26 protein-coding genes are annotated in these 24064 nt (G+C 58.5%); 15 read left to right on the forward strand and 11 right to left on the reverse strand.

The features are described from left to right. The first annotated feature begins 25 nt into the window (after window positions 1-25). From AB8W27_RS01465 to trpS, 11 genes are all read left to right on the forward strand, one after another. Window positions 26-520 (forward strand): PilN domain-containing protein, encoded by a 495-nt coding sequence (locus tag AB8W27_RS01465; RefSeq protein ID WP_015742747.1) that lies wholly within the window; start codon window positions 26-28, stop codon window positions 518-520. Next, window positions 504-980, forward strand: a complete 477-nt coding sequence (locus AB8W27_RS01470; protein WP_015742746.1) for a hypothetical protein — start codon at window positions 504-506, stop codon at window positions 978-980. Before AB8W27_RS01465 ends, AB8W27_RS01470 begins: the two co-directional genes overlap by 17 nt. Before the next feature lie 19 nt (window positions 981-999). After that, the gene (locus AB8W27_RS01475; protein WP_015742745.1) at window positions 1000-1380 is read left to right on the forward strand and encodes a HofP DNA utilization family protein; all 381 of its coding nucleotides are present in this window, start codon (window positions 1000-1002) and stop codon (window positions 1378-1380) included. Next, the gene (gene hofQ, locus AB8W27_RS01480) at window positions 1292-2542 is read left to right on the forward strand and encodes a DNA uptake porin HofQ (RefSeq protein WP_071820353.1); all 1251 of its coding nucleotides are present in this window, start codon (window positions 1292-1294) and stop codon (window positions 2540-2542) included. Before AB8W27_RS01475 ends, hofQ begins: the two co-directional genes overlap by 89 nt. A 294-nt stretch (window positions 2543-2836) precedes the next feature. Beyond that, window positions 2837-3358 (forward strand): shikimate kinase AroK, encoded by a 522-nt coding sequence (gene aroK, locus AB8W27_RS01485; RefSeq protein ID WP_004386573.1) that lies wholly within the window; start codon window positions 2837-2839, stop codon window positions 3356-3358. A 54-nt stretch (window positions 3359-3412) separates the two neighbouring features. After that, complete coding sequence (aroB, locus tag AB8W27_RS01490; protein ID WP_015742743.1) at window positions 3413-4501, forward strand: 3-dehydroquinate synthase; 1089 nt, start codon at window positions 3413-3415, stop codon at window positions 4499-4501. 89 nt (window positions 4502-4590) lie between these two features. Then, the gene (gene damX, locus AB8W27_RS01495) at window positions 4591-5904 is read left to right on the forward strand and encodes a cell division protein DamX (RefSeq protein WP_015742742.1); all 1314 of its coding nucleotides are present in this window, start codon (window positions 4591-4593) and stop codon (window positions 5902-5904) included. Window positions 5905-5972: 68 nt separating this feature from the next. Then, entirely contained in the window at window positions 5973-6791 is an 819-nt protein-coding gene (gene dam / locus AB8W27_RS01500) for an adenine-specific DNA-methyltransferase (protein ID WP_007764890.1), read from the forward strand. A gap of 44 nt (window positions 6792-6835) precedes the next feature. Further along, window positions 6836-7513 (forward strand): ribulose-phosphate 3-epimerase, encoded by a 678-nt coding sequence (gene rpe, locus AB8W27_RS01505; RefSeq protein ID WP_015742741.1) that lies wholly within the window; start codon window positions 6836-6838, stop codon window positions 7511-7513. Then, entirely contained in the window at window positions 7506-8264 is a 759-nt protein-coding gene (gph, locus tag AB8W27_RS01510) for a phosphoglycolate phosphatase (RefSeq protein ID WP_015742740.1), read from the forward strand. The genes rpe and gph overlap by 8 nt, the downstream gene beginning before the upstream one ends. Next, a complete protein-coding gene (gene trpS / locus AB8W27_RS01515) occupies window positions 8257-9261 on the forward strand; it encodes a tryptophan--tRNA ligase (RefSeq protein WP_007702643.1) in 1005 nt (334 codons plus the stop codon). The genes gph and trpS overlap by 8 nt, the downstream gene beginning before the upstream one ends. 84 nt (window positions 9262-9345) lie before the next feature. On the opposite strand, the gene AB8W27_RS01520 is transcribed toward trpS, so the two are convergent. From AB8W27_RS01520 to tsgA, 11 genes are all read right to left on the reverse strand, one after another. After that, window positions 9346-9516 carry a YhfL family protein gene (locus tag AB8W27_RS01520; protein ID WP_015742739.1) on the reverse strand — a complete coding sequence of 57 codons (171 nt, stop codon included), beginning with the start codon at window positions 9514-9516 and terminating at the stop codon, window positions 9346-9348. 153 nt (window positions 9517-9669) lie between these two features. Continuing rightward, entirely contained in the window at window positions 9670-10401 is a 732-nt protein-coding gene (locus tag AB8W27_RS01525) for a GntR family transcriptional regulator (RefSeq protein WP_015742738.1), read from the reverse strand. 101 nt (window positions 10402-10502) lie between these two features. After that, window positions 10503-11288, reverse strand: a complete 786-nt coding sequence (gene frlD, locus AB8W27_RS01530; RefSeq protein WP_015742737.1) for a fructoselysine 6-kinase — start codon at window positions 11286-11288, stop codon at window positions 10503-10505. Next, on the reverse strand, window positions 11285-12115 hold the full coding sequence (gene frlC / locus AB8W27_RS01535; protein WP_041923995.1) for a fructoselysine 3-epimerase: 831 nt from the start codon (window positions 12113-12115) through the stop codon (window positions 11285-11287). The genes frlD and frlC overlap by 4 nt, the downstream gene beginning before the upstream one ends. A 53-nt stretch (window positions 12116-12168) precedes the next feature. Beyond that, window positions 12169-13191 (reverse strand): fructoselysine 6-phosphate deglycase, encoded by a 1023-nt coding sequence (gene frlB, locus AB8W27_RS01540; protein WP_041923994.1) that lies wholly within the window; start codon window positions 13189-13191, stop codon window positions 12169-12171. Window positions 13192-13212: 21 nt separating this feature from the next. Further along, a complete protein-coding gene (frlA, locus tag AB8W27_RS01545; protein ID WP_015742734.1) occupies window positions 13213-14553 on the reverse strand; it encodes a fructoselysine/psicoselysine transporter FrlA in 1341 nt (446 codons plus the stop codon). Between the two features lie 284 nt (window positions 14554-14837). After that, on the reverse strand, window positions 14838-16211 hold the full coding sequence (gene cysG / locus AB8W27_RS01550; RefSeq protein WP_015742733.1) for a siroheme synthase CysG: 1374 nt from the start codon (window positions 16209-16211) through the stop codon (window positions 14838-14840). 21 nt (window positions 16212-16232) lie between these two features. Then, complete coding sequence (gene nirC, locus AB8W27_RS01555; RefSeq protein WP_041924216.1) at window positions 16233-17036, reverse strand: nitrite transporter NirC; 804 nt, start codon at window positions 17034-17036, stop codon at window positions 16233-16235. A gap of 305 nt (window positions 17037-17341) precedes the next feature. Then, on the reverse strand, window positions 17342-17668 hold the full coding sequence (nirD, locus tag AB8W27_RS01560) for a nitrite reductase small subunit NirD (protein ID WP_015742731.1): 327 nt from the start codon (window positions 17666-17668) through the stop codon (window positions 17342-17344). Further along, window positions 17665-20211: a nitrite reductase large subunit NirB gene (gene nirB / locus AB8W27_RS01565; RefSeq protein WP_015742730.1), complete on the reverse strand. Its 2547-nt coding sequence runs from the start codon at window positions 20209-20211 to the stop codon at window positions 17665-17667. The genes nirD and nirB overlap by 4 nt, the downstream gene beginning before the upstream one ends. A gap of 316 nt (window positions 20212-20527) precedes the next feature. After that, window positions 20528-21715 (reverse strand): MFS transporter TsgA, encoded by a 1188-nt coding sequence (gene tsgA, locus AB8W27_RS01570; RefSeq protein WP_015742729.1) that lies wholly within the window; start codon window positions 21713-21715, stop codon window positions 20528-20530. 275 nt (window positions 21716-21990) lie between these two features. On the opposite strand from tsgA, the gene ppiA reads away from it, so the two are divergent. From ppiA to AB8W27_RS01590, 4 genes are all read left to right on the forward strand, one after another. After that, entirely contained in the window at window positions 21991-22563 is a 573-nt protein-coding gene (gene ppiA / locus AB8W27_RS01575) for a peptidylprolyl isomerase A (protein ID WP_007702586.1), read from the forward strand. A 107-nt stretch (window positions 22564-22670) separates the two neighbouring features. Then, window positions 22671-22841 (forward strand): YhfG family protein, encoded by a 171-nt coding sequence (locus tag AB8W27_RS01580; protein ID WP_007702581.1) that lies wholly within the window; start codon window positions 22671-22673, stop codon window positions 22839-22841. Beyond that, window positions 22831-23433, forward strand: coding sequence for a putative adenosine monophosphate-protein transferase Fic (locus AB8W27_RS01585; protein ID WP_015742727.1), 603 nt, complete (start codon window positions 22831-22833; stop codon window positions 23431-23433). Before AB8W27_RS01580 ends, AB8W27_RS01585 begins: the two co-directional genes overlap by 11 nt. Before the next feature lie 30 nt (window positions 23434-23463). Continuing rightward, a complete protein-coding gene (locus AB8W27_RS01590) occupies window positions 23464-24027 on the forward strand; it encodes an aminodeoxychorismate synthase component II (RefSeq protein WP_015742726.1) in 564 nt (187 codons plus the stop codon). Window positions 24028-24064 lie beyond the last annotated feature (37 nt).

The following is a 24064-nucleotide window of genomic DNA, read 5'->3' on the forward strand; positions in this document are numbered from 1 at the left end:
ACACGTAAGGCGGCGCACGCGGCTGATGCGCTGGGGCGGCTTTTTTCTTCTCGTGACGCTTGCGGCGGCGCTGGTGGCTGTGGCCGGTCACTACGTCATTGGGCATCAGCAGCGCGCGCGACAGCAGCAGCTTGACGCTCTGCTCCTCGTCGTGACGGAGCAAAAAACACAACTGCAACAGGCGCAGCGCGCCGGGACAGAGTATGAGGCCTTACGCGCGCGCTGGCAGCGGCGTGAAAGCGCCCGTCAGGACGTCGCGGCGTGGCGGCAACGCCTGCTCACACTCGCCGATGCCCTGCCGGCATCGCTCTGGCTCACCACGCTGCGTTTTCATGACGATCGTCTGGAGCTCACCGGCAATGCCTATGAACCGCAGGCGCTCCGTCTTTTTGAGGAAAATCTGCGCGGGCTTGCGCCTTTTACGCGGGTAACGCCGGGTGAAACGCGCCGGGAGGCGGAGGGCTACTGGCGCTTTAGCCTCTCATTGCAGAAGGAGCCTGCCGATGCGACTTCTCATTGATCGCTGGCTTACCGGCCCGCTGTTGCTGCGCGTGGCGTGCGCCCTGGGCTGGCTGGCGGCGCTTACTGGCGCCACTTATGCGTGGCTGGCGCCGCTCTGCCAGGCTGTTCACCAGTCAGAAGTGCAGTTTGAGCAACGCAGCGCCGAACGACAAACGCTTCAGCGACTACAGGCCGCCCAACCCGATCGGCGAGAAGCTGTCGCCGCGCTGGAAGCGCAGCTCGCCCTGAAGCCGTTTTCGCCGCTTGCGCTAAACCCTGGCCCTGACGGGCACCTTATCCGCTGGCAACCGCAGGGCGATACGGGCGAGCTGGAGCTGGCGTTAGCCTGGCAGCATGTACCAGCCATTTTTGACGGGCTCGCGCAGAGCGACATGCTGCCGCTCGGGTTTACGCTGCGCAGGGAGGACGAACAGAGCCTGCGTCTGACGCTACAACTGGGGCGCGCTCATGAGAAGTAGCGCGCTATGGGTATGGCTAATGCTGGCGTGTTTCCCGGTCTGGGGCGAGGGCGATCCTTTTGCGCCGCCGCAGGCGCGCTGCCAACTGCATCAGGCGGATCTCTGGCGCTATGGCGGCATGGTGAAAAAGGGCGAGTCGGTGCGGGTGCTGTTGCAGACGCCGGAGAAAACGTGGCTGCGTGTCAGCCCTGGCGCGACGCTCCCGACAGGCTGGCAGCTCACCGGTGTCGAAGCCGGTAAGGTGACGTTAAAAAGTGGCGAAGGGTGTCGCCCTTCGGTTCTGGTATGGACACTTAAGGATGCGCATCATGATAAGGAAATCCCTTCCTTTATTATTACTCGCAGCGACAACCGTCTGCGCCGCGCCCGCGAGCCCGGGCGTCTCACTGGTGGCGGATGAAACGCCGGTCGTCCAGCTGTTACAGGCGCTGGCTGAGAGCGAACAGTTAAATCTGGTCATAGCGCCCGGCGTGGAGGGTGTGGTCTCGCTGCACTTGCAGAACGTGCCCTGGCAGCAGGCGTTTCAGATGGTCACGGAGAGCGCGCGGCTACGCTGGCGCAAAGAGAGCAATATTTTGCGAGTCTACCCGGAAACCTGGGAGCAGCAAACGCAGGCCCAGCGCGAAGCGGCGCGCCAGCAGCAAGAGCGTAGCCTGCCGCTGGCGAGCGAGACCGTCACGCTGCGCTATGCCGAAGCCACGGAGCTTGCCGCCGGGCTGGCGGCGCTCGGCGATAAACTGATGACGCCGCGCGGCAGCATCACGGTGGATAAGCGTACCAACCGGTTGTTGATACGCGATACCGCAAGCGCGTTGCGTCAGGTGCAGGAGTGGGTCGCGAAAATGGATATTCCGGTAGGCCAGGTGGAGCTGGCCGCCCATATCGTTACCATCAACCAGCAGAGCCTGCGCGAGCTCGGCGTCAAATGGAGCACCGCGGATGCCGAAGGCGCCACGAAGCTCTATCACCCCACCACAGTCTCGGCAGATCTGGCGGTGGCGAACGCCACCACGCGGCTTGGCTTTAATATCGGCCGTATCGACGGGCGCATGCTGGAGTTCGAGCTTTCGGCGCTGGAGCAAAAACAGAAAGTGGAAATTATCGCCAGCCCTCGTCTGCTGGCCGCGCATCAGCAGCCTGCCAGCATTAAGCAGGGCAGTGAAATTCCGTATCAGGTGTCGAGCGGCGAAAGCGGGGCGACGTCGGTGGAGTTTAAAGAGGCGGTGCTGGGGATGGAAGTGACGCCCACGATCGGCCAGGGCGGACGTATCCGGCTGAAGCTGCGTATCAGCCAGAATATGCCGGGTCAGGCGCTGCAACAGGCCGATGGTGAAGTGTTAGCCATTGATAAACAAGAGATTGAAACGCAGGTTGAGGTTAAAGACGGCGAGACGCTGGCGCTCGGCGGGATCTTCCAGCAAAAAAATAAAACGGGGAATGAACAGGTGCCGGTATTGGGAAATATTCCGCTCTTAGGGAGCCTGTTTCGCCACGACGGTAAAGATAAAGAAAAGCGTGAACTGGTGGTGTTTATTACGCCGCGCATCATCAACGGCGCCTGATCGCACAGGAGTTTTTAGCCATAATCGTCGCCGGATGTTTGACGCAGAGTTGGAATTAGCATACAAGGAGTACCGATTTGAGAGTCGGTCAAAGGCGGTGCGCCCGTTATTGTTTTTCACTCCTGTGCGTCAGACGCGGTGATTTATTCGGTTGCCAAACTACCTTGAGTGTTGAGATAATTTTTGATCTGACTCTCGCACTATCGCTTAAGAGGTTTCAGTTCATTTCCCGCAGCTCAGGGTTATTTGCTCGCGGGTTTATCATCAACGAATTGTCTTAGTAGTACCGAAAAAATGGCAGAGAAACGCAATATCTTTCTGGTTGGGCCTATGGGTGCTGGCAAAAGCACTATTGGGCGTCAGTTAGCACAACAGCTCAACATGGAATTTTACGACTCCGATCAAGAGATCGAAAAACGTACCGGGGCTGATGTCGGCTGGGTCTTCGATGTAGAAGGCGAAGAAGGTTTCCGTGATCGCGAAGAAAAAGTCATCAATGAGCTGACGGAAAAACAGGGTATTGTACTGGCGACCGGCGGTGGCTCTGTCAAATCCCGCGAAACCCGCAATCGTCTCTCCGCGCGTGGCGTGGTGGTCTATCTGGAAACCACTATCGAAAAGCAGCTCGCCCGTACTCAGCGCGATAAAAAACGTCCGCTGTTGCAGGTTGATACGCCGCCGCGTGAAGTACTCGAAGCGCTCGCCAATGAGCGTAATCCGCTGTACGAAGAGATTGCCGACGTCACCATCCGTACTGACGATCAGAGCGCAAAAGTTGTGGCTAACCAGATTATCCATATGCTGGAAAATAACTAATTCCGGCGAATCCTTACTCACCTGCGGGTAAAGCACAGAAGGTTACTGAACGTCATGGAGAGGTTAACGGTTACTCTCGGGGAACGTAGTTACCCTATCACCATCGCAGCCGGATTGTTCAACGATCCGGCTTCCTTTTGGCCTTTGCGTGCGGGTGACCAGACCATGTTGGTCACCAATGAAACGCTGGCGCCGCTGTGGCTGGACAAAGTCCGCTCTGCGCTGGAACAGGCTGGCGTGAAGGTTGACCAGGTGATTTTGCCCGACGGCGAGCAGTATAAAAGCCTGGCCGTGCTGGAAACCGTATTCAGCGCGCTGCTGGAAAAACCGCATGGCCGCGATACCACGCTTATCGCGCTGGGCGGCGGCGTCATCGGCGATCTCACTGGCTTTGCCGCGGCGTGCTATCAGCGCGGCGTGCGCTTCATCCAGGTGCCGACCACGTTGCTTTCTCAGGTCGATTCCTCCGTTGGCGGCAAAACGGCCGTTAACCATCCGCTTGGCAAAAACATGATAGGCGCCTTCTGGCAGCCCGCCTCAGTGGTGGTCGATCTCGACTGTCTACAAACCCTGCCTGCGCGTGAGCTCGCCTCCGGGCTCGCGGAAGTTATCAAATATGGCATCATCCTTGACCGCGATTTCTTCCACTGGCTGGAAGAGAACATCGACGCGCTGCTGGCTCTCGACGGCGCGGCGATGGCGTACTGCATTCGCCGCTGTTGCGAGATCAAAGCCGATGTCGTCGCGGCGGACGAGCGCGAAAGCGGCATGCGCGCATTGCTGAACCTGGGCCATACTTTTGGGCACGCGATCGAAGCGGAAATGGGTTACGGCAACTGGCTGCATGGCGAAGCGGTATCCGCGGGCATGGTCATGGCGGCGCGCGCCGCAGAGCGTCTCGGCCAGTTTGCGACGCAGGATGTCGAGCGCATTATCACGCTGCTCAGGCGCGCAGGTCTGCCGGTCACCGGCCCTGCGTCTATGGCGCCGCAGGCGTATCTGCCGCACATGATGCGCGATAAAAAAGTTCTGGCTGGCGAGCTGCGCTTAGTGCTGCCGCTGGCTATCGGGAAGAGTGAAGTGCGCGGCGGAGTGCCGCACGATCTGGTATTAAGCGCGATTGCTGACTGTCAGCAGGCGTGAATGAAAAGTACTGTTCGCCAGTAATGGCGTTTTTACTATCGGGCAATAGCGTGGCGCAGGCCGCAATGAGCCTTCGAGTGGGGTGTTAAATGGATGAATTCAAACCAGAAGACGAGCTGAAACCCGATCCCAGCGATCGTCGTACTGGTCGTTCTCGTAAATCTGCTGAGTTTGATAACGAACCGCAAATCAACATTGATGACGTTGATCTGGATGCAGACGATCGTCGTCCGTCGCGCTCGCGTCGCGAGCAGACGCAAGAGACTTACGAAGCGGATGAATCGCTGCCGGATGAGGAAGACGTGCAGGAACGCCGCCCGCGCAAGCGTAAAAAAGCGCCGCCGAAAGGGCCCATTTCTCGCCAGCATCTGATGATGGCGCTCGGTATTTTTGTGCTGGTGCTGCTGATTATCGGCATCGGTTCAGCGCTGAAAGGCCCGGACACCACGAAAACCGACGATGCGCAGGCGCAAAACGCCGAGAAGAATATCGATCTCGCGGGTAACGCCGGCAGCCCGTCAGACCAGGCTAACGGCGCGCAGCCGCAGCCGGGCAACACCTCTGCCGCGAATCAGAACACCAGCAACGCGCCGCAGGATATCTCTCTGCCGCCGGTTTCTTCGACCCCGACTCAGGCTGGGGCGCAGTCTGCGCCGGAAGGCCAGCAGCGTGTCGAAGTCCCGGGCGATCTGAACAATGCGCTGACGCAGCAGCAGGGCCAGATTGATAACGCGGTGTCCGGCTCTACGCTGCCGACCGAGCCCGCGACCGTTGCGCCGGTTAATGGCAACGCCGCCGCGCCGCAGCCGTCGCGTGACGCCGCGCAAAGCGAGAAGCCTGCGCGTCATAACGCCGCAACCACACCTTCGCGCCCTGAGCGTAAGCAAATGGTGATTGAGTCTGAACCGCGTAAAGCGCAGACCACCCAGAGCAAACCGCAGCAGGCGCCAGCGAAAACCGCAACCACCGAACAGAAACCGGCCAGCACGCCGAAGCGCAGCGAACCGGCGACCGGTACCGCCTCTGCGCCGGTGAAAGCGCCTGCGACCACCACGGAAGCGCCGAAAAGCGCGCCTGCGGCGAGCCAGCCTTCCGCTCCGGCGGGTGGGGCGAGTGCCGGTAACGTCGGCGCGCTGAAATCCGCGCCGGGCAGCCACTATACGCTTCAGCTGAGCAGTTCTTCGAACTACAACAATCTGAACGCGTGGGCGAAGAAAGAGAATCTGAAAAACTTCGTGGTATACCAGACGACCCGTAACGGTCAGCCGTGGTATGTGCTGGTGAGCGGCGTTTATGGCTCGAAAGAGGAAGCGAAACGCGCCGTCTCTTCGCTGCCAGCCGACGTGCAGGCGAAAAACCCGTGGGCTAAGCCGATTCACCAGGTCCAGGCCGATCTGAAGTAATGAGTAAAGCGCAGTATGCTGTCGGAGCCTCCTCCACAGCGTGGGAAGGTATGAATTAATCAGGCAGCATGAAAAAATATCGCGCTTTTCTTAAATGGGCAGGGGGGAAATACCCCCTGCTCGAAGAGATCAAACGTCATCTCCCTGAAGGGGAGTGTCTTATCGAGCCCTTCGTCGGCGCGGGGTCGGTTTTTCTTAACACCGACTATTCGCGCTATGTGTTATCAGACATCAATAGCGATCTGATAAGCCTCTACACCACGGTGAAAGATAAAACTGACGATTATGTCAGCGAAGCGCGTCTGCTGTTTACCGCCGAGCATAATCAGGCCGAGGTGTATTATCAGTTACGCGAAGAGTTTAATCAGAGTCGGGATGAGTTCCGCCGGGCGCTGCTCTTCCTGTATCTCAACCGCCACGGTTACAACGGGCTGTGCCGCTACAATTTGCGCGGCGAGTTCAACGTGCCGTTTGGTCGCTATAAAAAGCCCTATTTCCCGGAGACGGAGCTGTATCATTTTGCGGAGCGCGCCCAGAACGCGCTGTTTATCTGCGAATCCTATGACGCCAGCATGGCGCGGGCGCAGCAGGAAAACAGCGCGGTGGTCTATTGCGATCCGCCTTACGCGCCGCTTTCCGCCACCGCGAATTTTACGGCTTATCATACGAACAGCTTTAATCTCGAACAGCAGCAGCATCTGGCGCAACTGGCGGAAGGGCTGCAAACCCAGCGCATTCCGGTGCTCATCTCTAACCACGATACCGAGCTGACCCGCCAGTGGTATCAGCAGGCGAAGCTGCATAAGGTGCGGGTAAGACGCAGCATCAGCAGCAATGGCGGCACGCGCAGAAAGGTGGACGAACTGCTGGCGCTTTACGAAGCCTGAGTGAGTTCCGTCCGCCATACACACAAGACTTAATGGAGAAGCGGATGAAACAGTATTTGATTGCCCCCTCGATTCTGTCGGCCGACTTTGCCCGGCTGGGTGAAGACACCGCCCGGGTGCTGGCCGCCGGTGCCGACGTCGTCCATTTCGATGTTATGGATAACCATTATGTGCCCAACCTCACCATCGGGCCGATGGTGCTGAAGGCGCTGCGCGATTACGGCATTACCGCGCCGATCGACGTGCATCTGATGGTGAAACCCGTGGATCGCCTGATCCCCGATTTCGCCGACGCGGGCGCCAGCATCATTACATTCCACCCGGAAGCCTCCGAGCATATCGACCGTTCGCTGCAACTGATCAAAGAGCACGGCTGCAAAGCGGGCCTGGTCTTTAACCCGGCGACGCCGCTGAGCTATCTCGACTATGTGATGGATAAACTGGACGTTATTCTGCTGATGTCAGTCAACCCCGGCTTCGGCGGTCAGTCGTTTATTCCGCAGACGCTGGAGAAGCTCAAAGAAGTGCGTCAGCGCATCGACGCCTCCGGGCGCGACATCCGGCTGGAAGTGGACGGCGGCGTGAAGGTCAGCAATATCGGCGCTATCGCCGCGGCGGGCGCCGACATGTTTGTCGCGGGCTCCGCTATCTTCAACGAGCCGGATTACCAGAACGTCATCAACGATATGCGTAGCGAGCTGGCGAAGGTTTCTCATGGATAAGCTGCAAACGATCCGCGCCGTCGCCTTCGATCTCGACGGCACGCTGGTGGACAGCGCGCCAGGGCTGACATACGCCGTGGATAACGCGCTTTATGCGCTGGAACTGCCGACCGCGGGCGACGCGCGGGTTATTACCTGGATTGGCAACGGCGCCGATGTGCTTGTTGAGCGCGCGCTGAGCTGGGCGCGTCAGGAGAAAGCTGCGCTTCGCGCCGCCGCGGGCAAGCCTGTGGAAACCGACGGCATTCCGGAAGAAGAACAGCGCCGCATGATGCGCCGTCTGTTTGACCGCTATTATGGCGAGGCTGTCGAGGCCGGTAGCGCGCTGTTCCCGGAGGTAGCGCAGACGCTCGACGCGCTGCGCCGTCATGGGCTCGCGCTGGGGCTGGTGACCAATAAGCCGACGCCGTTCGTAGCGCCCATGCTGGAATCGCTCGGTATCGCAGACTATTTCAGCATTATTATCGGCGGCGATGATGTGCAGAATAAAAAACCGCATCCGGAACCGCTTCTGAAGGTTATGGACGCGTTGCGGGTTACGGCGCAGGAGTTGCTCTTCGTGGGCGATTCACGCAATGATATTCAGGCGGCGCAGGCCGCGGGTTGCGCAAGCGTCGGTCTGAGCTATGGCTATAACTACGGCGAAGCGATAACGTTAAGCAACCCGGATTTCGTCTTTGACCATTTCCGCGACTTACTGCCCGCGTTCGGGCTCCCCCACAGTGACAATCAGGAATTGAAAAATGAGTAAGCCCATCGTTTTTAGTGGCGCGCAGCCATCCGGAGAACTGACCATCGGTAACTACATGGGTGCGCTGCGTCAGTGGGTTAACATGCAGGACGACTACCACTGCATCTACTGCATCGTGGATCAGCATGCCATCACTGTGCGTCAGGACCCGGCTGCGCTGCGCAAAGCCACGCTGGATACGCTGGCGCTTTACCTCGCCTGCGGCATCGACCCGAAAAAGAGCACCATCTTCGTTCAGTCTCACGTGCCGGAGCACGCGCAACTGGGTTGGGCGCTGAACTGCTACACCTATTTCGGCGAACTGAGCCGCATGACGCAGTTCAAAGATAAATCCGCGCGCTATGCGGAAAACATCAACGCCGGCCTGTTTGATTACCCGGTGCTGATGGCGGCGGATATCCTGCTGTACCAGACCAACCTGGTGCCGGTGGGCGAAGATCAGAAACAGCACCTGGAGCTGAGCCGCGATATCGCGCAGCGCTTCAACGCCATCTACGGCGACATTTTCCGCGTGCCGGAGCCGTTCATCCCGAAATCGGGCGCGCGCGTGATGTCACTGCTGGAGCCGACCAAAAAGATGTCCAAGTCGGATGACAACCGCAATAACGTTATCGGCCTGCTGGAAGATCCGAAATCCGTCGTGAAGAAAATCAAACGCGCGGTAACCGATTCCGACGAGCCGCCGGTGGTGCGCTACGACGTGGCGAACAAAGCGGGCGTCTCTAACCTGCTGGATATCCTTTCCGCCGTGACCGGTCAGAGCATCCCGGAACTGGAGCAGCATTTCGAAGGCAAAATGTATGGTCACCTGAAAGGCGAAGTGGCGGATGCCGTCTCCGGCATGCTCACCGAGCTTCAGGAGCGCTATCACCGTTATCGCAACGACGAAGCCTTCCTGCAAAGCGTGATGAAAGAAGGGGCCGAAAAAGCCCGCGCGCACGCTGGCGAAACGCTGAAGAACGTGTATGAAGCCATCGGTTTTGTAGCGCAGCCGTAATAAAAAACCGGGTAAGCCCGGTTTTACGTATCGCGTTGAAACCACCTCTCAGGAGGTGGTTTTTTATTGCTTAGCGCAGGCGCATTACTGCTCCGCCGCCGGACCGCAGCCGCCAATTATTTTCGAAATCGAAATCGCCGGGTGAAGCAGATAGTCGTAGCTGCAGGTTTTATTTTTATTTTCGATATGACCGGTACAGGCGGTCAGTGAGGAGAGTACGGCGGCCAGCATCGCGAGTTTTATGACGTGTTTCATTGTGCATCCCTATTAATTAAATATCCTGAGTGATTGATATGAATGTCTTTTTCGACGCTTCATAACGGGACGACTTTATGCGATTTCAGGCAGGGGAAGTCAACGTCAGTAACAGGACTTGCAGGACAGGAAAAACCGCGCGGGCGCTGTCGTTCAGCGCCGCTGGTTGTCGATGGTCAAAGTGACGCGGTTAGCGCGGCAGAACAACTCGGAATAGTGTACGGGTTTTTGATGCTGGTCGTACGCGATTTTGCTGATGCGAAACAGCGGCTCGCCCAGTTCGCATTTCAGCCACTGCGCCTCGGCTTTGGTGGCGGTAAAAATATCGATGGTTTTTTTATCGCTCACCACCTGCGTATCGAAGCGCTCCTGAAACAGCTGATAGGTCGATGCGCCTGCGCTGTAGATCTCGTCAAACTGCGGGTAGCGGGAGAGCGGGATCCACGAGGCATCGATAAACAGCGGTTCGCCATCGAGATACATCACCCGGCGCAGCAGGAATATCTCGCCGCCGCCCGGAATATTCAGGCGTTCGCAGAACGGATCGGCGCTGACGCGCGCCTGTTCAATCACTTCTTCTTTGGTGGGTTTGCCCTGCGATACGCCGAAATCGGTAAAGCCGCTCACGGTCAGCAGGGCGTTTTCTACTTTCTTACTCTGCACAAACGTGCCTTTACCCTGCCAGCGGATCAGGACGCCATCTTTCACCAGATCGCTAATCGCCTTGCGAATGGTGATGCGGCTGACGTTGTAGAGCGTACACAACTCGCTTTCAGTGGGGATCTGCTGCCCGGGCTGGTACACGCCATGCCCGATATCATCAAGCAGACGCTGGCGGACGGTGGCATAAAGGAGTTGATGAGAGTAGCGCTCCGTAGCTGGCATGTATCGACCCTGAAGTTGTAGAAAACGTGGGGATGATTATAAGAGCGTTTATTGAGGAGTGACAGGGCGTTGGCGTGAGTTGCGTCACGCCAACGCAGACCTTACCAGGCGCCGTGATAGCCGAGTGTTCTCGCCGCGCACTGCGTACCCTGTTTCATCGCATCGACCAGCGGCAGTCCGGCGGCGATAGCGCAGAGGAAACCGGCGATGTATGAATCCCCGGCGCCCATGGTATCAACTACCTCGACCTGCTCCGGCGGCATGCGCCAGAACCGCGCGCCATCCCACGCCAGGCTGCCGTTCTCGCCGAGCGTGGCGACGGCGACGCCTGCGCCGCATTCCACCACCGTTTGCAGGCGGTCGCGCAGCCAGGGCGTCTCATCGTGCGCGGAGGCAAACGCATAATCGAGATGCGCCGGCAGCGTGCGCCACAGCGGGCTTTCCCATTTGTCGGCAAAATCAAACGACAGGGTTTTCCCGGCGGCGTGGAGCGCCGGAAAGACAGCGTCGGCATGGCCCCAGATGGCGGAGTGAATGATATCGAACCCCATCAGCCAGCGCAGATCCTCGTCGCTGACCATAAAGTCCGCCATCACGCCCTCGGTGTAGTCGCCAAGAATGCGGTCATTATGGCTAAGCTCCACCTGGGTCTGCGCCGTGACGCCCGGTCTGGTGCGCAGATGCGAGATATCGATGCCGTGGCGCGCCAGGTCCTGCTTCAGCATGTCGCCATAGTCGTCATCGCCCACCCAACTGACGCAGGCGGGTTGCATCCCGTAGCGGGTGCTGTAAACCGCCACATTAACCGCGTTGCCGCCGGAAAACGCCTTGCCAAGCTGCGGGTAGATATCCACGCAGTTATCGCCGACCGTCGCCAGTTTTTTCATAGCGCCTCCTCTGGCAGCAGGTCGCGAAAGCGCGCCAGCGCCTGGCGGGCGTAAAGCCGCGGCTCGTTCATGTACATGGTGACCAGCTCAATAGTGCAATAGCCGTTGTAGCCGCGATCGATGATGTCGCGCATCAGCTCACGCAGCGGCATTTTGCCTTCGCCGGGGATGTAGTGGCTGTCGCTTGCGCCATCGCTGTCGACGATATGCAGATGGCGCAGCTTATCGCCGAGCTTGTCGAAGTAACTCATCACCGGCTCGCCCTGCACAAACGGCGCGCAGATGTCCACCATGCTGTAGAGGCGCGGCGACGGCACCATTGAGAGCGCCCGCAACACGTCGTTAGCGTTGCACACGACGTTGGATTCATAAGGCGTGAGCGGCTCCAGCAGCAGGTCGATGCCGATATCTTCGGCGACCTCGCACAGCTCGCGCAGGTTATCGGCGAGGCGGTGCCAGATAGCGTCAGGCCCGGTGAGGTAGCCCGCGTGGGCGGCGGAGATCATTGTAAAGCCCGCGTCCATCTCTTTGGCCATCTCCATGGCGAGCTTGATCATGTCGAGGCTTTCGCGGCGCATCCGCTCGTCGCCCAGCATCATGTTATAGGGATAGCCGTTGGTTTCCGGCGTGTAGCCGATGATCGGCATCTGATAAACGCGCGACAGTTCTTTCACCTGGCGAATGCCGCCTGCTTTAAGATCCGGCGCAAACGCGTGCGGCCTGCCGCCCCACAGCTCCAGCCCGTCATAGCCCAGTTCGTGCGCGTCGCGAAAGGCGTGCTCCAGCGGCAGTCGCTGATGCCCGCAGGTAAACATACCCGTTTTCATAACCCTTCTCCTTGCATGAATGTCCCGGCCCCCCGCAGAGGCCGGGCAGGGGATTAATACTCGACAATGCCGCCGTAGTAGCGACGGTCGTCCGGGTTGTGGTCTTTGTAGATGGAGAGGTAGTAGCAGAGCCACTCCATCGGCACGAACATCAGGAACGGCGCGAGCCACGGGTGCAGCCCCTGGGAAATCTCCGCGTAGTCGATAACGATGACGTTATCGGTACGCTCGCGCACAAAGCGGATAGCGCGCTCGGTGGTGTGGCGGCTCTCATCATTGCCAAGCAGGAAGAGGAACGGCACGCCCGGCTCGACTATCTCCAGCGGCCCGTGGCGGAATTCGCCGCTCTCAATCACCGAACCGTGCGTCCAGGTGAACTCCATCAGCGTCACGATCCCTTCTTTGTAGCCAAGCGGACGCAGCGGGCCCGCGGAGACGGTGTAGATCATCGGCCACTGCGACGCCTGCTCGCCGAGCTGGCGACCCTTGTCTTCCCAGGTGCGCACCAGATGGCCCAGCGCCTGCGGCAGCTTGCGCAAGTCGTTTTTGATTTTGCCGATCTCGGCGTGCGGCGCCTGGCGGGTGATCATCTCCAGCACCACGCTGTAGCAGAGCAGCAGGTGGATTTCCCAGATGCAGTCAGCTTCATACGCCACCACATGTTCGGCGGCCTGTACAATCGGGCTGTCCGGGCGCTTGGTGAACGCGGCGGTCAGCGCGCCGCAGGCGGCGCCCAGCGCCAGCGCTTTGATCACTTCTTCGGTTTTGCCATAGTCGGAGACGCCAATCACCGCGCATTTCGCATCGAGGCGGTGCGGCGTGTTGTCGCAGAACTCCCAGCCGGAAAGCGCGTAAACCTGAAGGCTCGAGTAACGGTCCGCCAGGTGCTTCGCCGTCTGCGCCGCGTTAAGCGGCGAGCCGCAGGCGACGAAATAGATGCGGTCGATGCCGCGGTTGATCATCTCATCCACGATGGCGTGCACGCGGGGCACATCCTTCTCCAGAATCTTCTCCACTTCCTGAACCATATTTTCGGTGACCAGGAAATCCACGGTGCTTTTATCGATATTCAGCATGAAACAACTCTCCAGACAGGGTTAAGAAACATGAGCCAGACGGCGGTTGCGCTTTTCCCAGAAGACGTAAGCGGGCAGGCCGGTGGCAATAACAATCAGGGCGCAGATAAGGCCGGGAACCGGCGCCCACACGAAGGTGGAAGCGACCAGAATCAGGCTTGACGCGATGGCGGCGAAGGTCATCAGGCCGAAGGCCGGCGTGCGCCACAGCGGTTTGTAGTCCTCTCGTTTGCGACACCAGATGATGGAGCCGAAGGTGAGCGTGTTTTTAAAGCACATCACCAGCGTGAAATAGCCGAGCAGGCTGGTGAGGTCTGACACGAAGATGAAGAAAATGCCCAGCGCGCACTGCAAAATGATGGAGACATCCGGCGTGTTGTACTTCGGGTGCACGTGGCCGAAACATTTGAAAAAGAGATTGTCTTTCGCCATCGCGTATTCGAGGCGCGGCTGGTACATCACGCAGCTGGAGAGCGAACCCAGAATAACGATCATGGCGGTAATGGCGACAAACACGCCCGCCACGCTGCCGAGCGCCGGAATGTAGGTCAGCGCGTCGGAAATCGGCGTTTCGGAGGCGGCGAGCTTGTCAAACGGCATCAGCCCGGAGATAACCAGCGCCAGTAGCGAGTAGAGCACCAGCACCAGCAGGCAGGAGCCAATCAGCGCCCGCGGCATGGTTTTGCCGGGGTTTTTGATTTCGCCGGTCATGTAGCAGATGGATGCCATACCGGTGTAGGACCAGCTGGTGGCCGAGATGCCCGCCAGCAGCGCCATAATGCCTGCCGCCGTGCTGGTGGTGGCGCTGCTGGCAGGCGCCGTGAAGTTATCGCCCTTCAGCCAGAAAACGCCGATGCCAATCACAATCGCGAAAGGAATGATTTTGGCGATGGTAATCAGCGTCTGGAATGTGGCGCCGCCCTCCACCGAGCGCAGGTGCAGCAGCATAAAGGCGAGGATCAGCCCGGTGGCGACAAGCTTGCCGGTGAGCGGATCGAGCGGCACCAGAAAACCGAAATTACTGACGATGGCGAGCGCCATAATGGAGAGCGACGGCGCGTCGTTGGCCCAGAAGCTGGCCCAGCCGGAAAGAAACGCCAGCGGGCGGCTGCCGGCATTTTTGAGATACACGTAATCTGCGCCATTCTCGGGGTAAGCGGTAGAGAGCTCCGCGTAAACGCACATCTGCGGGATCACAATCAAACCGCCAATCACAAAAGCGAGCACCGTGAGCCACGGCGTGCCTGCCGCTTTCGCCACTTCACCAACCGAAACGAAAATACCGGAACCGACGGTCGTTCCGACGGAAATGGCCAGCACGGCCCAGAAGCCGAGCTTGCGTTGGAGTTCCTGGCCTTCCATATCGTTACCTTTTTAGTATTGAACAGGGTTGTAGGATTCAGAGCGCGTCGCCCGGATGAAGGCAGCAGGAGGCCGCACGACCCGGTATAGGGGTTGTGGAATGCCGTCAGGCTGTTTTCATAATGAGATGACGCATAACCAATATAACAACACATGATGAATAGTATTGGCGAGGCAGATCACAAAATCGCTGTATGTTAGCGATATGTAATATATTTATTTGTTATGTGTTTGAAAAATAAGGAAAGAAATTTTGAGGCCAGCGGCGCTGGCCTGAGAAGAGATTATTTAGACGAGAACCAGTTGAGCTTATCGCGTAGCGCCACAACGCGGCCGACGATAATCAGGCTTGGGCTTTCCACACGCTGCGCCAGCGCGCCAAGCTCGGTCAGAACACCGGTAACGACGCGTTGTTTTACGCTGGTGCCATTTTCGACCAGCGCCACCGGCATCTGTGGATCCATACCGTGTTCGATGAGTTTTTCCTGAATAGCCGCGGCCTGGTTTAACCCCATGTAGAACACCAGCGTCTGTTTTTCCGCGGCGAGATTATGCCAGTCAAACTCACCGCCGTTTTTCAGATGCCCGGTGACCAGACGCACGCTCTGGGCGTAATCGCGGTGGGTCAGCGGCAGCCCGGCGTAGGCTGAACAGCCCGACGCCGCGGTGATGCCAGGTACCACGGAGAAAGGAATGCCTGCGTCGCAGAGCGTTTCCAGCTCCTCGCCGCCGCGCCCGAAGATAAACGGATCGCCGCCTTTCAGGCGCACAACGCGTTTGCCGCGCTGGGCTTCGCGCAGCAGGATCTGGTTGATCTCCTCCTGCGGCACGCAGTGATAGCCCGCACGTTTGCCGACAAACACGCGATCGGCGTCGCGGCGCACCAGATTCATAATCTCATCGGACACCAGGCGGTCGTAGACCACGATATCCGCCTGCTGGATCTGCTGGAGCCCTTTGAGCGTCAGCAAACCCGGATCGCCAGGCCCGGCGCCTACCAGCACGACTTCGCCGCGGTCATCAAGCGGTTCGCTCAGCAGCGTTTCGGTAATACGGGCGACGGCCTGTTCATCGTCATTGGCAAGCGACTGCGCGAGGCGGTCGTTCACGAAGAATTTTTCCCAGAAGCGGCGGCGCTCACTGACAGAGGCGAAGGTTTGCTTCACGCGACGGCGCAGTTGCCCGGCATAACCGGCGACCTTGCCGAGGTGCTGCGGAAGCAGCGCTTCGAGCTTTTCACGCAGCAGGCGCGCCAGCACCGGTGACGTGCCGCCGGAAGAGACGGCCACCATCAGCGGCGAGCGGTCGATAATCGACGGCATGATGAAGCTCGCCTGTTTCGGCGCATCCACCACGTTGCAGAAGATACGCCGCGCTTCGGCAGCCTCGCTGACCTGATTATTCACCGCGTCGTCATCCGTCGCGGCGATCACCAGCCAGCACTCATCAAGAAGCGTGGCGTCAAACTCGCCCTGCGCCAGGCGCAGCATGCCCTGTTCAGCCCAGGCTTCAAACTGCGGCGCGAACGCGAGCGCGTTGACCGTAAGCGCAGCGCCTGCCTCCAGCAGCAGACGCGCCTTACGTTCTGCGACATCGCCGCCGCCGACCAGCAGGCAGGCGCGATGACGTAACTGACAAAATATCGGCAGGTGATCCACGGCGTATCCTTCTTATCGGGCTTAACGGGCGGTTTCTGGTGCGGTGTGGGCGGCAGGCTGCGGGCGCTCCGCTTTCGGGGTAGCATACCAGTAACCCAAACCCATGAACACGGCGCCAGAGAGGGTATTGCCGAGGGTTACCCACAAGAGGTTATGGCCGATACCACTAAGCGTGAAAGCCTCGTTGTGATGACCAAACCAGGAGAGCGCGAACAGCGTCATGTTAGCGACGGAGTGCTCATAGCCCGAAGCGATAAAGGCCAGCAGACACCACCAGATGGCGATAAATTTCGCCGCCCCTTCGGTGCGGATCGCCATCCAGATAGCGAGACACACCAGCCAGTTGCACAGCGCGCCTTTAAAGAACAGCGCCATCGCCGGCGCGCTGGTTTTTGCGAGCGCGACGGTATGGACGAGGCTGGTGTCGACCGGCAGCAGGCTGCCGCCGCCCCAGCTGTAAAGCAGCGCGACAAACACCGAGCCGACCAGATTGCCAAGCCAGGTCTGCGGGAGGATTGCCCACATCTGACCATGGCTGATGGTGCCCGCTTTGACGCCGAGCGTCAGAAACATCGTGTGGCCGGTGAAAAGCTCGGAACCGGCGATGATAACCAGAGTCAGCGCGATGCCGAACGTGGCGCCCATCACCAGCGGGCGAACGGAAGGGTCAAGCAGATTGCCGAGGGTGAAAATTAAAATAATGCCGAGCCCGACGTAAGCGCCCGCCATCGCGGAGCTGACCCAGAAGCCCAGAGGATTATTTGCCGAGAGGCGAGCGATGCGGGCCGCATTGGCCGCGCACTTATTGATCGTGTCGGTAAACATAGTGGTTATCCTAAAAAGTGAGTGAAAGTAAAAAATTAAGAAACGAAAAAGGTGATTCAGAGCGGCGCGCTGTTTGTTGCGCGCGTAATTGTTGTTGTCCGTAACGGGCGTCCCTGTAATGCAAACGCCGATGACGCTTTTCATAAGCGGAGGCTTGAGCCTCTCTGCTTTACAACGCCCTTTGCGAAGGGCGGTTATTGCTATTTGAAAACCGGGATGGATGCGCTGCGCTTATCCACCCTGGGGTGTCAGAAGACCGGCATCCGGGGCGGGTAAGCGAAGCGCCACCCGCCTGCCTTTTTGCGTTACGCCTTCACCTGTACCTGACCCTCCTTCACGCGCGCCTCAAAGTGCGCCACTGAACGGCTTTCATCTTCCATACACAGCCCATCGCGCAGGCGGAAGCGCTGCTTTTTCAGCGGGCTCGCCACCCATAAATCGCCCTGATGTTCGGCGATGATGCCGCGCGACAACACGCTGGCCTCAAAGAACGGGTCGATGTTGCTGATGGCGTAAACCTCGTCATTCGCGCGCGGGCGGAAAATCGCCACCTGGTTTTTGCCGACCAGCGCGCAAACGCCGGTCGCCGGGATAATCTCATCGAGCGAACAAATCGTGTTCCACTGACTCATACGGTTTCCTCCACGAAGGTGACAGGGATGCGCTCATACGGCGTGGCCGGACGGTGCTGCTGGCGCTCCGGCACCACCTGCACGTTCGGGTCGCGGCGATCGCTGTTCACGAAGTGTTTAAAGCGGCCCTGCGCCTGCGGATCGTTGACCGTTTCGGTCCACTCGCAAATTACCGCTTCGCGCAGACGCGCCATTTCGGCTTCCAGCTGGCTGTTCAGGCCCAGTTTGTCGTCGATGATGACGCGTTTCAGGTAGTCGATGCCGCCTTCCATGTTGTCCAGCCACGGCGCGGTACGGGTCAGTTTGTCCGCGGTGCGGATGTAGAACATCATGAAGCGGTCGAGATAGCGCACCAGGGTCTCTTTATCGAGATCCGCCGCCAGCAAATCAGCGTGGCGCGGTTTCATGCCGCCGTTGCCGCAGACATAGAGGTTCCAGCCTTTTTCGGTGGCGATAATACCGACATCTTTGCCCTGCGCCTCGGCGCATTCACGCGTACAGCCGGAGACGCCGAATTTCATTTTGTGCGGCGTGCGGATGCCTTTGTAGCGGTTTTCCAGCTCAACGCCGAAGCCCACGCTGTCGCCGACGCCGTAACGGCACCAGGTACTGCCGACGCAGGTTTTCGCCATGCGCAGCGCTTTGGCATAGGCGTGGCCGGTTTCGAAGCCTGCGGCAATCAGCTGACGCCAGATTTCCGGCAGGTCGTCTTTCTGTGCGCCGAACAGGCCGATGCGCTGGGAGCCGGTGATTTTGGTGTAGAGGTTAAATTCGCGGGCGATACGGCCCACTTCCATTAGCCCTTCCGGGGTGATTTCGCCGCCAGCAGAGCGCGGGATCACGGAGTAAGTGCCATCTTTCTGGATATTCGCCAGGAAGTTGTCGTTAGTATCCTGTAGCGGCGTGTGCTGCGGCTTGAGAATGTACTCATTCCAGCAGGACGCCAGCAGCGAGCCGACGGTCGGCTTACAGACTTCGCAGCCGTAGCCTTTGCCATATTTCGCCAGCAGTTCGTCGAACGATTTAATGCCTTCCACGCGGATGAGGTGATACAGCTCCTGGCGGGAGAACGCGAAGTGCTCGCACAGGTTGTTGTTCACTTCGATGCCCTGTTTCGCCAGTTCGGCGTTCAGCACCTGAGTCACCAGCGGGATGCAGCCGCCGCAGCCGGTGCCAGCTTTGGTTTCAGCTTTCAGCGCCGCGACGGTATGACAACCTTTGTTGATGGCGGCGATCAGCGCCCCTTTGGTTACGTCGAAGCAGGAGCAAATCTGCGCGCTGTCCGGCAGTTTATCGACGCCGATAGACGGTTTGCCCTGGCCTGCGTGCGCCGGGAGGATCAGCGAATCCGGATTTTCCGGCAGCTCGATGCCGTTCAACACCAGTTGCAGCAGGTTGCCGTAATCGCTGGTGTCGCCCACCAGCACCGCGCCGAGCAGCGTTTTGTTGTCCTCGCTGACGATAAGGCGTTTGTAGATCTCTTTGCTTTCGTCGAGGAACACGTAGCTGCGTGATTTCGGCGTGCGGCCATGCGCGTCGCCGATGCCGCCGACGTCAACGCCCAGCAGCTTCAGTTTGGCGCTGAGGTCCGCGCCTTCAAACTGGTTGCCCGCGTTGCCGAGAATGTGGTCGACCGCCACCTGCGCCATTTTGTAGCCCGGTGCGACAAGGCCATACACGCGGCTGTTCCAGCTGGCGCATTCGCCGATAGCGTAGATATCCGGGTCGGAGGTCTGGCACTGGTCGTTAATCATGATGCCGCCGCGCGGCGCAATCTCGAGATCGCACTGTTTCGCCAGTTTGTCGCGCGGACGGATGCCGGTGGAGAAGACGATGAAGTCGACTTCCAGCTCGCTGCCGTCGGCAAAGCGCATGGTTTTACGCGCTTCAGTGCCCTGCTGGACAATCTCCTGGGTGTTTTTGCTGGTGTGAACTCTCACGCCCATGCTTTCAATCTTACGGCGCAGCTGCTCGCCGCCCATCTGGTCGAGCTGTTCCGCCATCAGCATCGGCGCGAATTCGATGACGTGGGTTTCGACGCCTAAGTTTTTCAGCGCGCCCGCGGCTTCCAGACCGAGCAGACCGCCGCCGACGACCGCGCCGCGTTTGCTGCGACGCGCGCAGGCTTCAATCGCGTTCAGATCTTCGATGGTGCGGTAAACGAAGCAGTCCTGGGTTTCGGAGCCTTTAATCGGCGGGATCCACGGGTAGGAGCCCGTCGCCATGATCAGTTTGTCGTAGAAGACGGTGCGCCCGGCGCTGGAGTGGATCACTTTCTCCTGGCGGTTAATGGTGATCGCACGCTCGCCCACCAGCACTTTCACGCCGTGCTTGTCGTAGTAGCCTTCGCGGACCAGCGACAGCTCTTCAGCGGTGTGATGGGAGAAGTAAGAGGAGAGGTGCACGCGGTCATAGGCGATGCGCGGCTCCTCACAGAAAACGGTGATGTCGAAATGGCCTGGATCGGCTTTATCGAGAAGGTCTTCGATAAAGCGGTGACCAACCATGCCGTTACCGATAATAGCGAGTCTGACTTTGCTCATTTTTGCCTCGATTTCTTTTCTATTACCGCCTACCTTAACGATTCAGCACCCCCGCTTATTGATGTAAATCAATTACATCTTTATATACCCCTTAATGGGTATTTCCTTGATTTTTGTAGGTTTTTCTAAGTGCTGGAATTGATTAGGATTTCGCGAGTGTCTGTTTTTTGAACCGCGGTGGAGTGAATTTTCACCAGAACCATTTACGGTGTGAACAGGATAATGCGTGGCAAGAAAGGGCAATCGTGAGGAGAAAAACGACGGGGAAAAGATAAGAGAAAATGTCCCTTCCCGGCCGGGAAGGGACAGGCAAAACTTAATGCGCTGCCGCGGCTTTCGCGTGCTGGCGATGACGGCTGACAAAGCCCAGCGCGAAGCACATCACGAACACGACGGCGTAGAGGCCGTTGGCGGTAAACAGCGCCGCCTGCGGGCCGTGATTCGCCACAATCGGGCCGGTCACGATAAAGGTCAGCATGGTGCCGACGGTGCCGCAGGTCAGAATGAAGTTAACCAGTTTCGGCGAGGAGACTTTGGTCTGTTGCGAGCCGAGCGTAATGATGGTGGTGTAAATCGCGCTGGAGAAGAAGCCCAGCGCCAGAATGAACCACGCCATATGTTCCGGCTTGCTGGTGATAAAGAAGTACATCAGCACCGTCGCGAGACCTGCCAGCACGGTCAGGATGCGCTGCAAATCAAAGAAGCGCAGCACGAAGCTGAAGACCCACATGCCGACCATATAAGACATCCAGAAGTTACTCACCAGCGTACCGGCGTCGTTGAGGTTCATGCCGAGGCCTTTGGTGGCATATTCCGGCACCCAGCCGATAAAACCGAGCTGACCCAGAATGTAGCAGAGCGCGGCGATGGAGAGGAACAGCACGCCCACGCCCCATTTCTCTTTTGCTACCGGCTTGTTTTCCTGCGGGGCATGTTTGCCGAGTACCGGGAAATCGCAGCCGAACGTCAGGATGAAAATTGCGACATAGACCAGACCGATGCAGGCGTACACCCAGTACCACTCAATGCTGCGCGCCAGCAGGAAGGCGGCGACCATCGGGAAGATCATCCCGGCCATGCTGAAGAAGGAGTCGGTAAACAGCAGGCGGGAGCCGCGCTGACGGCCTTCATACATATGAGTAATCAGGAACGTCCCGATCGACATCGTGATCCCGCTGACCAGGCCAAGCACAAACATGGCGGCGGAGAAGAGCATCAGGCTCTGGCTGAACATCAGCGCCACCACGGCCAGCACCATCAACACAAAACCAAAGCGCAGCTGGGTTTTCAGCGGCACGATTTCCATCAGCCAGGCATTCAAAAAGATAGAGATCAAAATCCCGGCATTCAGGAACGTAAAGGTGTTGCTCATGCTGGATACGGGCAGTTTGAAATACTCTGCGATATTACCCATCACCATCCCGGTGACGATTACCAACGCGCCGGTAAGGGCGTAGGAAAAAAAGCTGATCCATGTGAGCTTAATACGATTGCTGTTAGTCATGACTGGCCTGTGAATAGAAGTGTAAAGCGCGTTGACGGCGCCGGGAACCCAGGCATTCTAGGTGGTATTGTGATCCAAGAAAACATTCATTGATCACATGCTGTGTAAAACGACATATTTTATATGACGCGGCTCACACAATTTTACGTAGCAGATCCGATGAGCGCTTTTTCGCTGCGCGCTGGTACGTAAAACCAGGTAAATCTCTGGCACCGCATGCGATCGCTATTTAGAATCGACCCACTCGCTTTTTTCTCCTTCGTAAGGAATTCTTCATGCTCAAATCCACTCTGGCGGCTGTTGCGGCTGTATTTGCTCTCTCTGCCCTTTCTCCTGCCGCGCTGGCGGCAAAAGGCGACCCGCATGTTCTGCTGACGACCTCTGCGGGAAATATTGAGCTGGAGCTGAACAGCCAGAAAGCGCCGGCATCAGTGAAAAACTTCGTTGATTACGTCAACAGCGGTTTTTACAACAACACGATTTTCCACCGCGTGATCCCAGGCTTTATGGTGCAGGGCGGCGGTTTTACCGCGGATATGCAGCAGAAACCAACCAACGCGCCGGTGAAAAACGAGGCGGATAACGGCCTGCCCAACGCGCGCGGGACCATCGCGATGGCGCGCACCGCCGATAAAGACAGCGCCACCAGCCAGTTCTTTATCAACGTGGCGGATAACGCCTTCCTGAACCATGGCCAGCGCGATTTCGGCTACGCTGTTTTCGGTAAAGTGGTTAAAGGCATGGACGTGGCGGATAAAATCGCCCAGGTGCAGACCCACGACGTCGGCCCGTACCAGAATGTCCCGTCCAAACCGGTTGTGATCCTCTCCGCGAAAGTCCTGCCGTAATCTTCTTGCGCACGCGGGCTACATGGCCCGCGTCGCGTCTCCTCCCGGCAAACCGGCCCATTGCTGCTTATACTTGTGGCACACGGGGTTACGTTCAGGGAGGCAAAATGTCCAGAAAACTCACCGATAAACAAAAGTCTCGACTCTGGGACGCGCAAAAGAATCAGAACTTCCAGGCCAGCAACCGGCTGGAAGGCATTGAGGTGCCTCTGGTGACCTTATCCCGCGAAGAAGCGCTGGCGCGCATTGAAGAGCTGAGGGGGCACTATGAGCGATAAATTTGGCGACGGGCGCGACCCTTACTTCTGGTCCGGCAGCGATGTGCTGCGCAACCGGCTGAACATTCACGCCGCGCAGGATCTGCAACATGCCGAGCGCGAACTCACCTCGCTGCGCGCGGCGACGCTGGAACTGGGCCCTGTGCAGCGCGGGCTGCCGCATCTGTGCGCCATTCACCGCCAGCTGTTTCAGGATCTCTATGAGTGGGCGGGCGAGCTGCGCGAGGTAGACATCTACCAGGGCGAAACCCGCTTCGCGCACTTTGAATATCTGGAGAAAGAAGGTAACGCGCTGATGCAGGCGCTGGAAGATGAAGACTATCTCATCGGTCTGGAGCCGGAGGCGTTTGTCGCGCGTCTTTCGCACTACTACTGCGAAATCAACGTGCTGCATCCGTTTCGTATCGGTACAGGCCGCGCCCAGCGCGTCTTCTTCGAACAGCTGGCGCTGCATGCGGGCTACAGCCTGGACTGGCGCGGTGTGGATGTCGACGCGTGGCGCGCCGCCAACCAGGCGGGCGCGATGGGCGACCTGGCGCCGCTTGAGAAAATCTTCACGAGCGTAGTGAGCGACGCGCGGGAAAACGAGTAAACTGACGCGGTTCTTTTTTACGGAGCCGCCATGTTACTGCTTATCGACAACTACGATTCTTTCACCTGGAACCTGTTTCAGTATTTCAGCGAGCTGGGCGCGGAGGTGGTGGTCAGGCGCAACGATGAACTGACGTGTGAGGATATCGAGGCGCTCGCCCCGGCGCAGCTGGTGATTTCCCCCGGTCCCTGCACGCCGAATGAAGCCGGTATTTCACTGGCGGCGATCCGGCGTTTTGCCGGTCGCCTGCCGATCCTCGGCGTTTGCCTCGGGCATCAGGCCATCGGGCAGGCCTTCGGCGCGTCCGTTGTGCGGGCTGAAAAGGTCATGCACGGCAAAACCTCGGTGATTTCACATAACAATAACGGTGTTTTTTCCGGGCTTAATAACCCGCTGACCGTGACTCGCTATCACTCGCTGATTATCGACCGCGCCACGCTCCCTGCGGCGTTTGAAATCACCGCCTGGACAGAGGCGGGCGAAATCATGGGCATTCGCCATCGCCACCTTGCGCTTGAAGGCGTGCAGTTTCACCCGGAAAGCATTCTCAGCGAGCAGGGCCATCAGCTCCTGGCGAACTTCCTTTCGCGCTGAATTTTTATTGCCTTTCAGTGATTTTTTATTCATATTT

It is taken from the genome of Cronobacter turicensis (assembly GCF_041222865.1).
Taxonomy (GTDB): domain Bacteria; phylum Pseudomonadota; class Gammaproteobacteria; order Enterobacterales; family Enterobacteriaceae; genus Cronobacter; species Cronobacter turicensis.

Bases quoted from the DNA above. Each gene is read 5' to 3' on its own strand.
- AB8W27_RS01465 (WP_015742747.1), top strand. From the start codon at position 26: ATGCGCTGGGGCGGCTTTTTTCTTCTCGTGACGCTTGCGGCGGCGCTG.
- AB8W27_RS01470 (WP_015742746.1), top strand. From the start codon at position 504: ATGCGACTTCTCATTGATCGCTGGCTTACCGGCCCGCTGTTGCTGCGC.
- AB8W27_RS01475 (WP_015742745.1), top strand. From the start codon at position 1,000: ATGCTGGCGTGTTTCCCGGTCTGGGGCGAGGGCGATCCTTTTGCGCCG.
- aroK (WP_004386573.1), top strand. From the start codon at position 2,837: ATGGCAGAGAAACGCAATATCTTTCTGGTTGGGCCTATGGGTGCTGGC.
- aroB (WP_015742743.1), top strand. From the start codon at position 3,413: ATGGAGAGGTTAACGGTTACTCTCGGGGAACGTAGTTACCCTATCACC.
- damX (WP_015742742.1), top strand. From the start codon at position 4,591: ATGGATGAATTCAAACCAGAAGACGAGCTGAAACCCGATCCCAGCGAT.
- dam (WP_007764890.1), top strand. From the start codon at position 5,973: ATGAAAAAATATCGCGCTTTTCTTAAATGGGCAGGGGGGAAATACCCC.
- rpe (WP_015742741.1), top strand. From the start codon at position 6,836: ATGAAACAGTATTTGATTGCCCCCTCGATTCTGTCGGCCGACTTTGCC.
- gph (WP_015742740.1), top strand. From the start codon at position 7,506: ATGGATAAGCTGCAAACGATCCGCGCCGTCGCCTTCGATCTCGACGGC.
- trpS (WP_007702643.1), top strand. From the start codon at position 8,257: ATGAGTAAGCCCATCGTTTTTAGTGGCGCGCAGCCATCCGGAGAACTG.
- AB8W27_RS01520 (WP_015742739.1), bottom strand. From the start codon at position 9,516: ATGAAACACGTCATAAAACTCGCGATGCTGGCCGCCGTACTCTCCTCA.
- AB8W27_RS01525 (WP_015742738.1), bottom strand. From the start codon at position 10,401: ATGCCAGCTACGGAGCGCTACTCTCATCAACTCCTTTATGCCACCGTC.
- frlD (WP_015742737.1), bottom strand. From the start codon at position 11,288: ATGAAAAAACTGGCGACGGTCGGCGATAACTGCGTGGATATCTACCCG.
- frlC (WP_041923995.1), bottom strand. From the start codon at position 12,115: ATGAAAACGGGTATGTTTACCTGCGGGCATCAGCGACTGCCGCTGGAG.
- frlB (WP_041923994.1), bottom strand. From the start codon at position 13,191: ATGCTGAATATCGATAAAAGCACCGTGGATTTCCTGGTCACCGAAAAT.
- frlA (WP_015742734.1), bottom strand. From the start codon at position 14,553: ATGGAAGGCCAGGAACTCCAACGCAAGCTCGGCTTCTGGGCCGTGCTG.
- nirC (WP_041924216.1), bottom strand. From the start codon at position 17,036: ATGTTTACCGACACGATCAATAAGTGCGCGGCCAATGCGGCCCGCATC.
- nirD (WP_015742731.1), bottom strand. From the start codon at position 17,668: ATGAGTCAGTGGAACACGATTTGTTCGCTCGATGAGATTATCCCGGCG.
- nirB (WP_015742730.1), bottom strand. From the start codon at position 20,211: ATGAGCAAAGTCAGACTCGCTATTATCGGTAACGGCATGGTTGGTCAC.
- tsgA (WP_015742729.1), bottom strand. From the start codon at position 21,715: ATGACTAACAGCAATCGTATTAAGCTCACATGGATCAGCTTTTTTTCC.
- ppiA (WP_007702586.1), top strand. From the start codon at position 21,991: ATGCTCAAATCCACTCTGGCGGCTGTTGCGGCTGTATTTGCTCTCTCT.
- AB8W27_RS01580 (WP_007702581.1), top strand. From the start codon at position 22,671: ATGTCCAGAAAACTCACCGATAAACAAAAGTCTCGACTCTGGGACGCG.
- AB8W27_RS01585 (WP_015742727.1), top strand. From the start codon at position 22,831: ATGAGCGATAAATTTGGCGACGGGCGCGACCCTTACTTCTGGTCCGGC.
- AB8W27_RS01590 (WP_015742726.1), top strand. From the start codon at position 23,464: ATGTTACTGCTTATCGACAACTACGATTCTTTCACCTGGAACCTGTTT.